Source organism: Polaribacter sp. OB-PA-B3, from assembly GCF_054589375.1.
In genome coordinates this window covers 740,903-755,434 of the sequence record NZ_BAAIIX010000001.1, presented here as the reverse complement: position 1 = coordinate 755,434, position 14,532 = coordinate 740,903, and the positions used below count along the sequence as shown (strand labels likewise).

The 14,532-nt window shown below is 32.3% G+C and carries 11 protein-coding genes; 2 read left to right on the top strand and 9 right to left on the bottom strand.

Annotated features, from left to right (window positions below; translation table 11 throughout):
• Positions 1–19 precede the first annotated feature (19 nt).
• Positions 20–1,321 (bottom strand): c-type cytochrome, encoded by a 1,302-nt coding sequence (locus tag ACYPV9_RS03170; RefSeq protein WP_459741567.1) that lies wholly within the window; start codon positions 1,319–1,321, stop codon positions 20–22.
• A gap of 199 nt (positions 1,322–1,520) precedes the next feature.
• On the opposite strand from ACYPV9_RS03170, the gene ACYPV9_RS03165 reads away from it, so the two are divergent.
• Positions 1,521–1,889 carry an SPOR domain-containing protein gene (locus ACYPV9_RS03165; RefSeq protein ID WP_299062118.1) on the top strand — a complete coding sequence of 123 codons (369 nt, stop codon included), beginning with the start codon at positions 1,521–1,523 and terminating at the stop codon, positions 1,887–1,889.
• Between the two features lie 76 nt (positions 1,890–1,965).
• Here the strand turns inward: ACYPV9_RS03165 and infB are convergent, their stop codons facing one another.
• The 3 genes from infB to rimP all read right to left on the bottom strand — a co-directional run bounded on the left by infB (position 1,966) and on the right by rimP (position 6,613).
• Positions 1,966–4,812: a translation initiation factor IF-2 gene (gene infB, locus ACYPV9_RS03160; protein ID WP_459741566.1), complete on the bottom strand. Its 2,847-nt coding sequence runs from the start codon at positions 4,810–4,812 to the stop codon at positions 1,966–1,968.
• A 70-nt stretch (positions 4,813–4,882) separates the two neighbouring features.
• The gene (nusA, locus tag ACYPV9_RS03155) at positions 4,883–6,139 is read right to left on the bottom strand and encodes a transcription termination factor NusA (RefSeq protein WP_299062123.1); all 1,257 of its coding nucleotides are present in this window, start codon (positions 6,137–6,139) and stop codon (positions 4,883–4,885) included.
• A gap of 12 nt (positions 6,140–6,151) precedes the next feature.
• Positions 6,152–6,613, bottom strand: coding sequence for a ribosome assembly cofactor RimP (rimP, locus tag ACYPV9_RS03150; protein WP_459741565.1), 462 nt, complete (start codon positions 6,611–6,613; stop codon positions 6,152–6,154).
• Between the two features lie 177 nt (positions 6,614–6,790).
• Here rimP and ACYPV9_RS03145 point away from each other — a divergent pair, with 177 nt between their 5' ends.
• The gene (locus ACYPV9_RS03145) at positions 6,791–7,618 is read left to right on the top strand and encodes a universal stress protein (RefSeq protein WP_299062129.1); all 828 of its coding nucleotides are present in this window, start codon (positions 6,791–6,793) and stop codon (positions 7,616–7,618) included.
• A 58-nt stretch (positions 7,619–7,676) separates the two neighbouring features.
• Here the strand turns inward: ACYPV9_RS03145 and ACYPV9_RS03140 are convergent, their stop codons facing one another.
• The 5 genes from ACYPV9_RS03140 to ilvB form a co-directional block, all read right to left on the bottom strand.
• The gene (locus ACYPV9_RS03140; protein WP_459741564.1) at positions 7,677–9,269 is read right to left on the bottom strand and encodes an NADP-dependent glyceraldehyde-3-phosphate dehydrogenase; all 1,593 of its coding nucleotides are present in this window, start codon (positions 9,267–9,269) and stop codon (positions 7,677–7,679) included.
• A 143-nt stretch (positions 9,270–9,412) separates the two neighbouring features.
• On the bottom strand, positions 9,413–10,675 hold the full coding sequence (ilvA, locus tag ACYPV9_RS03135) for a threonine ammonia-lyase IlvA (protein WP_299062134.1): 1,263 nt from the start codon (positions 10,673–10,675) through the stop codon (positions 9,413–9,415).
• Between the two features lie 74 nt (positions 10,676–10,749).
• Positions 10,750–12,225, bottom strand: coding sequence for a ketol-acid reductoisomerase (gene ilvC, locus ACYPV9_RS03130; protein WP_459741563.1), 1,476 nt, complete (start codon positions 12,223–12,225; stop codon positions 10,750–10,752).
• 10 nt (positions 12,226–12,235) lie between these two features.
• Positions 12,236–12,766 carry an acetolactate synthase small subunit gene (gene ilvN / locus ACYPV9_RS03125; RefSeq protein WP_299062139.1) on the bottom strand — a complete coding sequence of 177 codons (531 nt, stop codon included), beginning with the start codon at positions 12,764–12,766 and terminating at the stop codon, positions 12,236–12,238.
• Between the two features lies 1 nt (position 12,767).
• Positions 12,768–14,501, bottom strand: coding sequence for a biosynthetic-type acetolactate synthase large subunit (ilvB, locus tag ACYPV9_RS03120; RefSeq protein WP_459741562.1), 1,734 nt, complete (start codon positions 14,499–14,501; stop codon positions 12,768–12,770).
• Positions 14,502–14,532 lie beyond the last annotated feature (31 nt).

The following is a 14,532-nucleotide window of genomic DNA, read 5'->3' as shown; positions in this document are numbered from 1 at the left end:
TGAATCTTTAATTCTTAATTTAGTAATGACATTTACCACATTCTAAACCACCTAACTGAGATATAGTAACCTTGTCTACACCGTATTTTTTAGCCAACTGATCATGAATTTTTTCGTAATACTCATTTCCTTTTAAATCTACATTCGTCTCTCTATGACAATCAATACACCAACCCATTGTTAATGGAGAATATTGATACATCTCATCCATTTCTTCTACAGGACCATGACATTTCTGACATTTAACACCTGCAACAGTTACGTGTTGAGAGTGATTGTAATAAGCAAAATCTGGAAGATTGTGTATTCTTATCCATTTTACTGGTTTTTCCTCTCCTGTATAAGCCAACTCATCTGGATCCCATCCCGCAGCTTTATAAACTTTTGCAATTTCTTGATCTAATTGTTCTTTACCATAAGTCTGACCGTTCCATTGAATTTCAGTCCCTTCAGCAACTTCTGAAATACCTTTATGACAATTCATACAAACATTAACAGAAGGTATCCCTGAGTGTTTACTATGTTTCGCTGAAGAGTGACAATATTGACAATCAATCTTATTTTCACCTGCGTGAATCTTGTGCGAAAATGCAATTGGTTGAATTGGCTGATAACCTTGATCTACACCAACTTTAAACATTGTACCAAAAACAACATAAGCACCAATTAACAAAACCAAAATAGTCCCTAAAACTTTTAAGAAAGTATTTTCTTTAACACCAACCCAGAGCTCTTGCAAGTCTCTTCTTAAGTTAGAATCTACACCAGATTTTTTATTACCTTTTAACTCGCTAACTTGTTTCAACAAACTAGCAATCATTAAAAACGCAACAACAATTGCCGCAGCTAAGAAATAAATCAACCAATCAGGCGCACCACTTTTCTCTAACACTTGAGTTGTAGTTTCACCAGGTCCTGGAGCAGCAGCCTTTTTTATATCACCTACAGTTGTGTAATATAAAATATTATCAATATTTTCATCCGTCAATTGAGGAAACGCATTCATTGCAGTTGCACTATACTGTGCAGCTTCCGCAGCATCTGCATTCACTTTTTGAAATTCAGCATTGTTTTTAATCCAAGATTTTAACCAAGAATTTTCTCTACGCTCTTCAACACCACCCAAAGCTGGTCCTACTAATTTCTTATCTAGCTTATGACAAGAAGCACATAAAGATTTAAATAATTTTCTACCTTCTTTCTGACGAGCCTCATCAACATCTTGCGAATAGGTTGATGCACTAAAGGCGAAAAACAAAAGTAATGTAAGACTTTTTAGAAGTACAGAGGTTAGTCTACTATGCAATGTTACACTTTTCATATTTACAAACTATAATTTTAGTATTGTGTATAAATTCGTTCAAAAAACACATTCTGAACAGTTCTACAAAAGTACTACATATTGCTAAATTTTGAAAAGCTAATAGAATGTTAAATATCAATTTATAATTATTCTAAATAAGGAAAAGACTCAATTTATTCTTTAGCAAGTCGTTATTTTTGCAGAAACATTTAAGATTATGAAAAACACACTGTTTTTAAAGATATTTTTGTTCTGTTTATTTGTAAGTATAGGTACTTTAAACGCTCAAAACTCAACTAAAAAAGACAAAGAGATAACCAATTTACTAGAAAAGAAAAGAAGTTATAATAAGTCTAATGGTTTTGGCTACAGCATACAAATTTATTACGGAAATGAACGAACTGCAAGATCTAAACATGCACGATTTAAAGTTCTCTACCCAAGAGTTTACACTAAGCTTATTTACAACAAGCCAGACTGGAAAGTACAAGTTGGTAACTACAAAACTAAACTAGAAGCAGATAGAGCTAACTTGATATTTAAAAAGGAATTTTCTGGTACAATTGTAGTACCAATGAAAAAATAAATACCTAAAAAAATTATAAAAATAAAGCCGAAATTCTTAATTGAATTTCGGCTTTTATATTATAGTTAAAATTAGTTTATTTTAACTTCTTTTTTACTGCTACTTCTTTATAAGCTTCAATAACATCTCCTTCTACAATGTCATTGTAATTCTTAACCTGAAGACCACAATCGTAACCTTTTGCTACCTCTTTAACATCATCTTTAAAACGTTTTAAAGAAGTTAACGTTCCGTCGTGTACAACAATTCCGTCTCTAATAATTCTAATTTGAGAATCTCTATAAATCTTACCAGACATTACCATACAACCAGCAATATTACCAACTTTAGAAATCTTATAAACTTCTCTAATTTCTACATTACCAGTAACCTCTTCTTTCATTTCCGGAGATAACATCCCTTCCATGGCATCTTTAAGATCATTAATAGCATCATAAATAATAGAGTATGTTCTAATATCTACTTCTTCTCTATCTGCAACCATTCTTGCATTTCCTTGCGGACGCACATTAAACCCTACAATAATTGCATCTGAAGCTGTTGCTAGTAAAACATCACTTTCTGTAATTGCACCAACACCTTTATGTAAAATATTTACTTGAATTTCTTCTGTTGATAATTTCTGGAACGAATCTGTTAAAGCTTCTACAGAACCATCAACATCTCCTTTTAAGATAATGTTTAATTCTTTAAAGTCTCCTAACGCTATTCTACGCCCGATCTCATCTAATGTTAATGTTTTCTGAGTTCTTACAGATTGCTCACGCTGTAATTGAGATCTCTTAGATGCTATTTGTTTAGCTTCTCTTTCATCTTCAAATACATTAAATTTATCACCTGCCTGTGGTGCACCATCTAAACCTAGAATTGATACTGGAGTTGAAGGACCTGCTTCATTTAACTTTCTTCCTTTATCATCAAACATGGCTTTAACTTTACCACTGTTTTTACCTGCAAGAATATAATCTCCAATTTTTAAAGTACCAGCTTGTACTAAGATAGTTGTTACGTAACCTCTACCTTTATCTAACTGCGCTTCTACAACTGTACCAACTGCGTTTTTATTAGGGTTTGCTTTTAATTCTAAAATCTCTGCTTCTAATAAAACCTTTTCTAACAACTCCTCAATACCTTGACCTGTTTTTGCTGATATGTCTTGAGATTGAATACTTCCACCCCATTCTTCTATCAACAAATTCATTGCAGATAATTGTGTCTTTACATTATCAGGATTCGCGTTTGGTTTATCAATTTTGTTAATTGCAAATATAATTGGCACTCCTGCAGCTTGTGCGTGAGAAATTGCCTCTTTTGTCTGTGGCATTACATCATCATCTGCTGCTGCAACAATAATTACTAAATCTGTTACTTGCGCTCCACGTGCACGCATTGCCGTAAAGGCTTCGTGACCTGGTGTATCTAAAAAAGCAATCTTTTCATCACCAACATTTACAGAATAAGCACCAATATGCTGTGTAATTCCTCCACTTTCTCCGTCTACAATATTTGCTTTTCTAATGTAATCTAGTAAAGAAGTTTTACCATGATCTACGTGCCCCATTACTGTAATAATTGGTGCTCGACTAATTAAATCTTCTGGTTTATCTACAACCTCTTCAATTGATTCTTCTACTTCTGCACCAATAAATTCTACTTTATGGTTAAATTCTTCTGCAACAATAACAAGAGTTTCTGCATCTAAACGCTGGTTCATTGTCACCATCATTCCTAACATCATACAAGATGAGATAATGTTGGTCACAGGTACATCCATCATTGTTGCAACTTCACTTACAGTAACAAACTCTGTTACTTTTAAAATTTTGTTGTCTAATGCTTGTGCTTCTTGTTCTGCTTCAGTTTGCTCTCTACGAGCATCTCTTTTATTTCTACGATATTTAGCTCCTTTACCTTTAGATGATTTACCTTGAAGTTTCTCAAGAGTCTCTCTAACTTGCTTTTGGATATCTGCTTCTGTTGGTTCTTCTTTCTTAACTGCAGCTGGCCTATTATTACCTCTACCTTTGTTAAAAGAACCTCTATTGTTTCCTGGCCCTCTATTACCAGGACCTCTGTTCCCTTGAGTTCTGTTACCGGCGTTTCCACCAGCTTTATTTACAATACGCTTACGCTTTTTTCTTGGATCTGAAGATGCATCCTTTTTTGCTTCTGGCTTTTTCTTTTTAGGCTTTTCAAATTGTTTTAAATCAATTTTCTTACCTGTAAAATTTGGTCCATCTAACTTTTTATACTGAGTTTTAATCGCTTCAGCATTTTCTGGAGTAACTTCTTCTGTCTTTTCCGAAGGTTTTGAAGCATCCTTTTTACCATCTAATTTCTTAGCAACCTTAGAAGCCTCTTTTTCAACTAAAGAGATAGGTTTTTCTACCTTTACCACTTTGGTTACTTTTTTATCTTCTACTGGTTTCGTTTCCGATACAGGCTCTTTTTTTACTTCTTCTTTAGGCTTTTCAACTTCCGTTGGCTTTTCAACTTTTGGAGTTTCTGCTTTTGGTGTTTCTTCTTTGACTTCTGCCTCTTGTTTTTTAACTACAGGCTTACCAATATTATCGATATCAATTTTACCAACAGTTTTAAACTCTAGTTTTTCGGCTTTAGCTTTAAGAACTTCTTCTTTTTTAGCGTCTTCTGCTCTTTTTCTCTCTTGCTTAGCTTCTAGTTCTGCACGAATAGCTTCTTTCTCTTTACGCTTCTCTTCACCAACTTCCTTAGATGCTGCTTTTTTGCTTGCATCTGTTTGGAAACCATCTAGTAGCACTTGATAGACCTCGCCAGAAATTTTAGTAGTTGGTCTAGATTCTATTTCATGACCTTTATCTGCTAAATATTCTACTGCTCTATCTAGAGAGATATTTAATTCTCTTAAAACTTTATTAAGCCTCGTTGTTTTGCCTTCAGACATATATTATTTTTTAGCCTTTAATTTTGTAAAAATATACTTTTTTACGATTACTCTTTCACTATTTCACACACTAATCTTCAAATTCTTCTTTTAGAATTCTTTGAACGTCTAAAATAGTTTCTTCTTCTAAATCAGTTCTCTTAACTAATTCTTCTACACTAGTTTCTAAAACGCTTCTTGCAGTATCTAAACCAATGTTTTTAAATTCTTTTATTACCCAAGCTTCGATTTCATCACCAAATTCTGTTAATTCTACGTCTTCTTCTTCAAGACCTTCTCTCTTAACATCAATTTCGTAACCTGTTAACTCACTCGCTAATCGAATGTTAACACCACCTCTACCAATTGCTTTAGATACTTCTTCTGGTTTTAAAAGTACATTTACACGCCCTTTCTTACCATTTTTTTCTTCTTCATACATTTCAATTTCCATTGAAGTCACTTTTGCAGGACTTAATGCTCTTGAGATGAATAATTGCTCGTTTTTAGTGTAATTGATAACATCAATGTTTTCATTTCCTAACTCACGAACTATACCATGTATTCTAGAACCTTTAACACCAACACAAGCACCAACAGGGTCGATTCTATCATCATAAGAATCTACAGCTACCTTTGCTTTTTCTCCTGGTATTCTTGCAACACCTTCAACAGTAATTAAACCATCAAATACTTCTGGTATTTCTTGTTCGAATAATTTTGTTAAAAACGCAGGAGAAGTTCTAGATAAAATTATTGCAGGTTTGTTACCTCTTAATTCTACAGTCTTAATTACTCCTCTTACAGAATCTCCTTTTCTAAAAAAGTCTGAACGAATTTGCTCACTTTTTGGCAATACAATTTCGTTTCCTTCATCATCAAGTAAAATAATTGCATTATGCCTAATATGATGTACTTCTGCACTATACAAATCTCCTTCTAAATCTTTAAATTGCTTAAAGATATTTGTACTATCGTGCTCATAAATTTTAGAAATTAAGTTTTGTCGTAATGCTAAAATTGCTCTTCTTCCTAAATCTACCAACTTAACTTCTTCTGATACATCTTCGCCAATTTCGAAATCTGGCTCGATTAATCTTGCTTCTGCTAATTCTATTTCTTCGTTATCATCTTCAGAAAAACCATCTGCTACCACAACTCTATTTCTCCAAATCTCTAAATCTCCTTTATCTGGATTGATAATAATATCAAAATTATCATCAGACCCAAACTTTCGTTTTAAAGTAGCTCTAAACACCTCTTCTAAAATAGACATAAGTGTAACTCTGTCTATGCTTTTATTATCTTTAAATTCTGAAAACGAATCAATTAATGCTATATTCTCCATTACATTTTTTACTTAAAATACAATTTTCACTTTTGCTTCTTTAATCTCCTTATACTCTAATGTTACCGTTTTTTGCACTGTAACTTTTCCTTTACCAATTGGTTTTGGTTCTCTTGCCTTCCATTGTAAGACAATATTGTCTTCTGTTGCATCTATTAGAGTCCCTTCAAACTCTTCTTCTGCTGTTTTTACCTTAAGAATTCTATTAATATTTTTAAGATATTGCCTTTTCACTTTTAAAGGATGCGCTATATCTGGTGTAGTTACTTCTAAAGAAAAATCTTCTTCTTCTCTATCTAAATTACCATCTATATTTTTACTAATTCTTATACATTCGCTTAATGGAACCCCTTTATCACCATCAACTACAACTTGTATTTTATTGTTTGCAGAAATAGATAAATCTATTAAATACAATGAGGAATTGCTTGCTAACGCCTCTTCTACTAAGTCTTTTATTTTTTCTTGCTCCATCTTAAACCTTAAAATAAAGTATAAAAAGAGGGGACTTTTGAGTCCCCTTCCTTCTTCATTTACTATAAATTTCGGTGCAAATATACGAATTGTTTATGATTTACCAAATCTACTACGATTCAATTTTTTTTTCGTAACTTGAGGTACAAGCTCTTTTCTAACTTAAAATTCTACATCATGAAAAATATTTTGGTTCCTATCGATTTTTCTAAACCGTCTGAATACGCAGCTAAAATGGCTGCAAAAATTGCAAAAAAAACCAATGCCACTATATACTTAATTCATTTAATCGAATTACCAACAGGTATTATAGATATGGGCTCTGGTAGTTCTTTTAGCATACCAGAAAGCATACTTTACTTAAGAAAAATTAGAGATAAAATTTTAGAATTTAAACAAACTTTCTTTGCTAATAAAGTAAATGTAGAATATTTTATTAAATTAAGTTCTCCTTTTGATGGCATTAAAAAATATGCAGAAAAAATAAATGCAGATTTAATCATAATGGGCTCTAAAGGTCATTCTGAATTTGAAGAAATTATGATTGGATCAAATACCGAGAAAGTTGTTAGAAGCTCTAAAATTCCTGTAATTGTAGTTAAAAAAGATGATGTAAAAATAAAGCTAAAAAACTTAGTTTTTGCTTCAAACTTCAAAGAAGAAAACAAAGAAGTATTTAGTAAATTTCTAAATTTCGCAAATGCTTTTAATAGTAAAATTCACCTTTTAAAAATTAACACGCCTTCTCAATTTGAAAGCACATTTAACGCGAAAGAGAAAGTAAAAATGTTTATAAAAGATTATAATCTACCTAAACATAAAATAAACATTTACAACGATGTTTCTGTAGAAAAAGGAATTCTTAATTATGCAAAAGAAAAAAAAGCAGATTTAATAGCCTTAAGCACACACGGCAGAAGTGGAATTTCTCACCTTTTTACAGGAAGCGTTACCAAAAACCTATCTAAGAAGGCTTTAAAACCATTATTTACAGTTAAAGTGTAAAACCAAAAAAGCTACTAACATCTTACGAATTAGTAGCTTTATAAACTAAATTGATATTTTACAATATATAATCTGTACTTATAAAATTAGATTTTTTCTGGTCTAAAATCTCTTTTAATATTGCATTGTTGTAATCTGTATCTTTTGCGGCTACAAAAGTTCTAATAGAAAACGAACGCAAAGCATCATGAACACTTAAAGTTCCTACAGCAGAATCTTTTCTACCTGTAAACGGATACACATCTGGCCCCCTTTGTGCTGCACTATTTAAATTAACCCTACAAACTAAATTTACCAAAGTATCCATTAAAGGAGCTAACACTTTAGCATTGCTTCCAAAAACACTTACTTGTTGCCCATAATTAGAAGCAGCCATATCATCTATTGGTTCTTGTACATCTTTAAAAGAGACTATAGGAATAACAGGCCCAAACTGCTCTTCTTCAAAAACCCTAGAATCTTTAGAAACCGGGTATAATACCGCAGGAAAAATATAATTTTCTGAAGTTTCGCCTCCTTTTTCATTCAATACTTTTGCTCCTTTTTCTATCGCATCATCTATCAACTCTTGAATATAAGCTGGTTTCTCTGGCTCTGGCAAAGGAGTCAATTTAACACCATCTTCCCAAGGATTACCAAATTTTAATGCATCTACACGCTCTGCAAATCTTTTGTTAAACTCTTCAACAATATCCTCATGAACATATAATATTTTTAAAGCAGTACATCTTTGCCCGTTAAATGAAGTTGAACCAGCTAAACACTCGTTTATAGCCAAATCTAGATCTGCTTCTGGTAAAACAATTCCCGGATTTTTAGCTTCTAATCCTAAAATTAAACGCAATCTATTTTTCTGCGGATGATTAGCCTGAATAGCATTTGCAGATTTACTATTACCAATTAAAGCTAAAACATCTACTAAACCAGTTTTCATTATTGGTGTAACTAACGTTCTACCTCTACCGTAAATTATATTTACTACACCAGCAGGAAAACTTGTTTGAAACGCCTCTAATAAAGGAGACAATAATAAAACACCATGTTTTGCTGGTTTAAAAACTGTAGTATTACCCATTATTAAGGCAGGTATCAACAGCGCAAAAGTTTCATTTAAAGGGTAATTGTAAGGCCCTAAACAAAGAACTACACCTAATGGTCCACGTCTAATATGCGCGTGTACTCCGCTATTTTTTTCAAATTTAGCAGAATCTCTATCCATTTGTTTATAATCTTCAATCGTATCGTATATATACTCAATTGTTCTATCAAATTCTTTTTCAGAATCGACCAAAGATTTTCCTATCTCCCACATTAAAAGCTTAACAACTTCATTTCTTTTAGTTTTCATTTGCTCTACAAATTTCTCCATAGCAGCAATTCTACTTTCTACCTTCATTGTTGGCCACAAACCTTGCCCTCTTGCATACGCATTTGATGCTGCATTTAAAGCTTCTAATGCCTCGTCTTTAGATAAATTAGGCACAGTGCCTAAAAAAGTTGGTTTGTACTCTTTGGTTGATGAAATAGTAGAAAAAACATCAGCTCTATCGCCATTCCACTTTATTAATTCTCCATTAATTAAATAAGTATCTTGACTTACAATTTCATTAATTTTATATTCTTTTGGTATTTCTTTAAACGTATAGTTCATACATGTAATTTTATAAATTATCTCTAACTAAGAGCTCTAAAAAAAAACTACTTTAATTAGAGTTCAAAATTAACTAAAATAAGTGTAAAACAGTTCTTTTTGGAGCGAAAAGCCAAAATGCAATTCACTCATAAATTGTTTCTTTAAACTAAAAACTGAAACAAATCTGGCTTATCGTTTAAATAGTCTCCAAAAAAGCTTTTATCTTTCATTCTTTGAATTAAAGGTTCTAAATCTAGAGATGATTTCAACTCTAAACCAACTACCGCCGCACCGTTTTCTCTGTTTGTTTTTTTTGTATACTCAAAATGCGTAATATCATCATTAGGGCCAAGTATTTCGGCAACAAACTCTTTTAAAGCACCTGCTCTTTGTGGAAATTTCACAATAAAATAATGCTTTAATTTAGCATATAGTAATGCTCTCTCTTTTATTTCTGCTGTTCTTGTAATATCGTTATTACTTCCACTAACCACACAAACAACATTTTTACCTTTAATTTCTTCAGCATAAAAATCTAACGCCGCAATACTTAAAGCCCCAGCAGGTTCTACAACAATGGCATCTTTATTATATAAATCTAAAATTGTCTGACATATTTTACCTTCTGGCACGGTAATAACTTTAGATAAATTTCTATTACAAATATCAAAGTTTAAATCTCCAACTTTTTTTACTGCAGCACCATCTACAAAAGCATCAATTGTATCTAAAAAAGTATTTTTATTATTTCTTATAGAAGTTAACATTGATGGCGCTCCTTCTGGCTCAACACCTATTAACTTAGTGTTTGGTGATAAAAATTTAAATACAGATGACAAACCTGCAGACAAACCTCCACCGCCAATAGGAACAAAAACATAATCTATTTTTTCTTTTGCTTGATTTAGAATTTCTAAACCAACCGTTGCCTGCCCTTCAATTACTTTTTTATCATTAAAAGGATGAATGAAGGTTTTATTTTTCGCATCACATTCTAATTTTGCTGCATTAAAGGCATCATCAAAAGTATCACCTTCAATAACAATTTCGATAAAATCTTCGCCAAACATCTTAACCTGATTTATCTTTTGATTTGGTGTTGGCGATGGCATAAAAATAGTACCTTTAATCTGCAATAATTTACAAGACAACGCAACTCCTTGCGCATGATTTCCAGCACTTGCGCATACAATTCCGTTTTGCTTTTCTACATCACTTAAAGAAGACATTTTATTATAAGCTCCTCTTATTTTATAAGAACGCACTACTTGCAAATCTTCTCTTTTAAATAATATAGTAGCTTCTAATTCTTTTGAAAGGTTATAGTTTTTACTTAACGGTGTTTCAAAAGCAACGCCTTTTAAATTACTTGCCGCTTTTTCTATATTTACTAAACTAGGATAATAAATATCTTTATGTTGCATGATTTTTATATAAAATTAAAAACCTGTCAGATATTAAATCCTGACAGGTTTTAGAAAAATTTAAAATTACGATTTTACGCAGTTTTAACAACTTTCATTGCTGTCATAGAAGCTCTTAATTGTTCTCCTACAATTTCTACAGGATGATTTCTAATAATCTTATTTATTTTAATAAGTTCTATATTATCTACACCATTTTCTGAGCTAAATGATTTACCAATTACGTTCGTTGAAATATTTTTCATAAAATCTGTTAATAATGGCTTACATGCATGATCAAACAAATAGCAACCATATTCTGCAGTATCAGAAATTACACGGTTCATTTCTGCCAATTTCATTCTTGCAATTGTATTTGCAATTAATGGTGTTTCATGTAAAGATTCATAATAAGCAGAAGCGTCTATAATTCCAGAATCTGTCATTGCTTCAAAAGCTAATTCTACACCAGACCTTACAAATGCTACTAATAAAGTTCCGTGATCAAAATACTCTTGCTCTGAAATTTCTTGATCTGTTATTACTTGTTTTTCAAAAGCTGTTTCTCCTGTTGCGGCTCTCCAAGTTAAAAGATTCTTGTCATCATTTGCCCAATCTTCCATCATAGTTTTAGAAAAATGACCTGTCATAATATCATCCATATGCTTTTGAAACAACGGACGCATTATGTCTTTTAATTCTTCTGAAAGTCTAAATGCTTCAACTTTTGCCGGATTAGACAATCTGTCCATCATATTTGTAATTCCACCATGCTTTAAAGCTTCGGTAACAGTTTCCCAACCATATTGAATTAGTTTCCCTGCATAACCTGGCTCTATTCCTTCTGCCACCATTTTATCAAAAGATAAAATTGCACCTGTTTGTAACAAACCACATAAAATAGTTTGCTCACCCATTAAATCAGATTTTACCTCTGCAACAAAAGAAGATTCTAAAACTCCTGCTTTATGGCCTCCTGTTGCCACTGCATATGCTTTAGCTTGTGCCCAACCTTTTCCTTCTGGATCGTTTTCTGGATGAACAGCTATTAAAGTAGGCACTCCAAAGCCTCTTTTATACTCTTCTCTAACTTCTGAACCTGGAGATTTTGGTGCAACCATTATTACAGTTAAATCTTCACGAACTTGCATTCCTTCTTCCACAATATTAAATCCGTGAGAATATGACAATGTTGCCCCTTTTTTCATTAAAGGCATTACCGTTTTTACAACATTTGTATGTTGTTTGTCTGGTGTTAGGTTAATTACTACATCTGCTGTTGGTAATAATTCTTCATAAGAACCAACTGTAAAATTGTTAGTTGTTGCATTAATATAAGACTGTCTTTTTTCATTTATTGCCGCCTGCCTTAATGTGTAAGAGATATCTAATCCAGAGTCTCTCATATTTAAACCTTGGTTTAAGCCTTGCGCACCACAACCTACAATAACAATTTTTTTCCCTTTCAATGCGTTTACTCCATCTTCAAATTCTGAAGAATCCATAAAACGACATTTTCCTAATTGCTCTAATTTCTCTCTTAATGTTAATGTGTTAAAATAATTTGACATTTTTATTTATTTAGTTGTTGTATGTTTCTAATAATTCAGAAATTTTCATTTCTTCTTTGGTTACGGCTATTAAACCAGATCTTGTATATTGCATAATACCAAATTTACTTAACTGATTATACAAGGTAACTATCTCTTCTTTTTTTCCAGACTTTTCTAGTATAAAGAAATCTTTATTTACCGTTACAATTCTTGCATTACTTTCTTTAATGATATTTTGTATTTGGCGCTCTTCGAAAAGTAACTCAGATTTAATTTTAAAAAGTCCAGAAATTTGATAAATAATATCATCTAAATTGTGATAGTATGCCTTAATTACCTCTACCTGTTTTTCTATTTGACCTAGTATTTTTTTAATATTGACTTCATCCATATTTACAACAATTGTAAATTTAGACACTCCTTCAATTTCTGAAGGAGAAGTATTTAAACTCTCTATATTAATGTGTCTTCTTTGAAAAATTGCTGATATTCTATTTAATAAACCAATATTATTTTCGGTGTAAATAGAAACCGTATATAATTGTTTTTCTGTACTCATCTTATTCTAATCTTATATCCGAAACACTAGCCCCTGTTGGTATCATTGGAAACACGTTGTCTTCTTTTTCTACACAAACCTCTAAAAAGTATGCTTCTTTACTTGCCATCATTTCTGCAACTGCATCTGCCAATTCTTCTCTTTTAGTAACTTTTTTTGCTTTTATGTAATATCCTTCTGCAATAGCAACAAAATTTGGATTAACCATTTCTGTAGAAGCATATCTTTTATCAAAAAACAATTGTTGCCATTGACGAACCATTCCTAAAAAATCGTTATTTAAGACAACTACCTTTACTGCTGCTTTTTGCTGAAAAATTGTTCCCAATTCTTGTATTGTCATTTGGTAACCACCATCCCCAGAAATAGAAACCACTTCTCTTTCTGGTGCAGCCATTTTTGCACCTATAGCTGCCGGCAACCCAAATCCCATTGTTCCTAAACCACCAGAAGTAATATTACTTTTAGTAACATTAAAATCCGCATATCTACAAGCAATCATTTGATGTTGGCCAACATCCGAAACAATAGCAGCTTCTCCTTTGCTCTGAATATTAATTTCTTTTAAAACTTCACCCATGGTAATACCTTCTTTAGTAGGATATAGGTCGTTTTTTATAACTTTTTCATATTCTATTTCATATAGATCTTTAAATTCTTGTAACCAATCTGTATGTTTTGCTTCATTTAACAATGGTAATAACAATTCTAAACTTGCCTTAGCATCTCCTAAAACAGCAACATCTGTTTTAACATTTTTATCTACTTCTGCTGGGTCAATTTCAAAATGAATTACTTTAGCTTGTTTTGCATATGTAGATAAACTACCTGTAACACGGTCGTCAAAACGCATTCCAATTGCAATCAAAACATCACACTCGTTGGTTAATTTATTTGGTGCATAATTACCATGCATACCAACCATACCAACATTTAAAGGGTGTGAAGTAGGTATTGCCGAAGCGCCTAATATTGTCCATGCAGCTGGAATATCTGCTTTTTCTATTACAGCCTTTAATTGAGCTTCTGCCTCACTTAAAATTACACCTTGCCCCCATACAATTAATGGTTTTTTGGCCTTATTAATAATTTCTGCTGCTGCTTTTAAAGAAGAAGCATCTGTTTTAGGAATAGGATTATAACTTCTTACTTGAGTACATTTCTCGTAGAAAAAATCAAGCTCATCTATTTGAGCATCCTTAGTAATATCTATTAAAACAGGTCCTGGTCTTCCGCTTTTTGCAATATAAAAGGCTTTTGCTATTGCTGCAGGAATGTCTGAAGCTTTTGTTACTTGACAATTCCACTTTGTAACTGGAGTCGAAATACCTACAATATCTGTCTCTTGAAAAGCATCTGAACCTAATAAATGTGAAAAAACCTGCCCTGTTATACACACCATTGGTGTAGAATCTATTTGTGCATCTGCAATACCTGTAATTAAGTTTGTGGCACCCGGACCAGAAGTTGCTATTGCCACTCCTACCTTGCCAGAAATTCTTGCATACCCTTGTGCTGAATGCGTTGCTCCTTGCTCGTGACGCGTTAATACATGATGAATTTTACCTTGATACTTGTACAATTCATCATACACTGGCATTATTGCTCCACCAGGATACCCATAAATAATTTCTGTACCTTCTTCTATTAGAGATCTAACAATTGCCTCACTACCAGAAATACGCTCTGTAGCCTTGGTGGTTTTATTAATATCTTTTATGGTTTGTGTTTCCATATTTTGTGTTTTTAGATTTGAGAAAATAGAA

Coding starts and splice junctions, on each gene's coding strand:
- ACYPV9_RS03170 (WP_459741567.1), bottom strand. CDS start 1,321: ATGAAAAGTGTAACATTGCATAGTAGACTAACCTCTGTACTTCTAAAA.
- ACYPV9_RS03165 (WP_299062118.1), top strand. CDS start 1,521: ATGAAAAACACACTGTTTTTAAAGATATTTTTGTTCTGTTTATTTGTA.
- infB (WP_459741566.1), bottom strand. CDS start 4,812: ATGTCTGAAGGCAAAACAACGAGGCTTAATAAAGTTTTAAGAGAATTA.
- nusA (WP_299062123.1), bottom strand. CDS start 6,139: ATGGAGAATATAGCATTAATTGATTCGTTTTCAGAATTTAAAGATAAT.
- rimP (WP_459741565.1), bottom strand. CDS start 6,613: ATGGAGCAAGAAAAAATAAAAGACTTAGTAGAAGAGGCGTTAGCAAGC.
- ACYPV9_RS03145 (WP_299062129.1), top strand. CDS start 6,791: ATGAAAAATATTTTGGTTCCTATCGATTTTTCTAAACCGTCTGAATAC.
- ACYPV9_RS03140 (WP_459741564.1), bottom strand. CDS start 9,269: ATGAACTATACGTTTAAAGAAATACCAAAAGAATATAAAATTAATGAA.
- ilvA (WP_299062134.1), bottom strand. CDS start 10,675: ATGCAACATAAAGATATTTATTATCCTAGTTTAGTAAATATAGAAAAA.
- ilvC (WP_459741563.1), bottom strand. CDS start 12,225: ATGTCAAATTATTTTAACACATTAACATTAAGAGAGAAATTAGAGCAA.
- ilvN (WP_299062139.1), bottom strand. CDS start 12,766: ATGAGTACAGAAAAACAATTATATACGGTTTCTATTTACACCGAAAAT.
- ilvB (WP_459741562.1), bottom strand. CDS start 14,501: ATGGAAACACAAACCATAAAAGATATTAATAAAACCACCAAGGCTACA.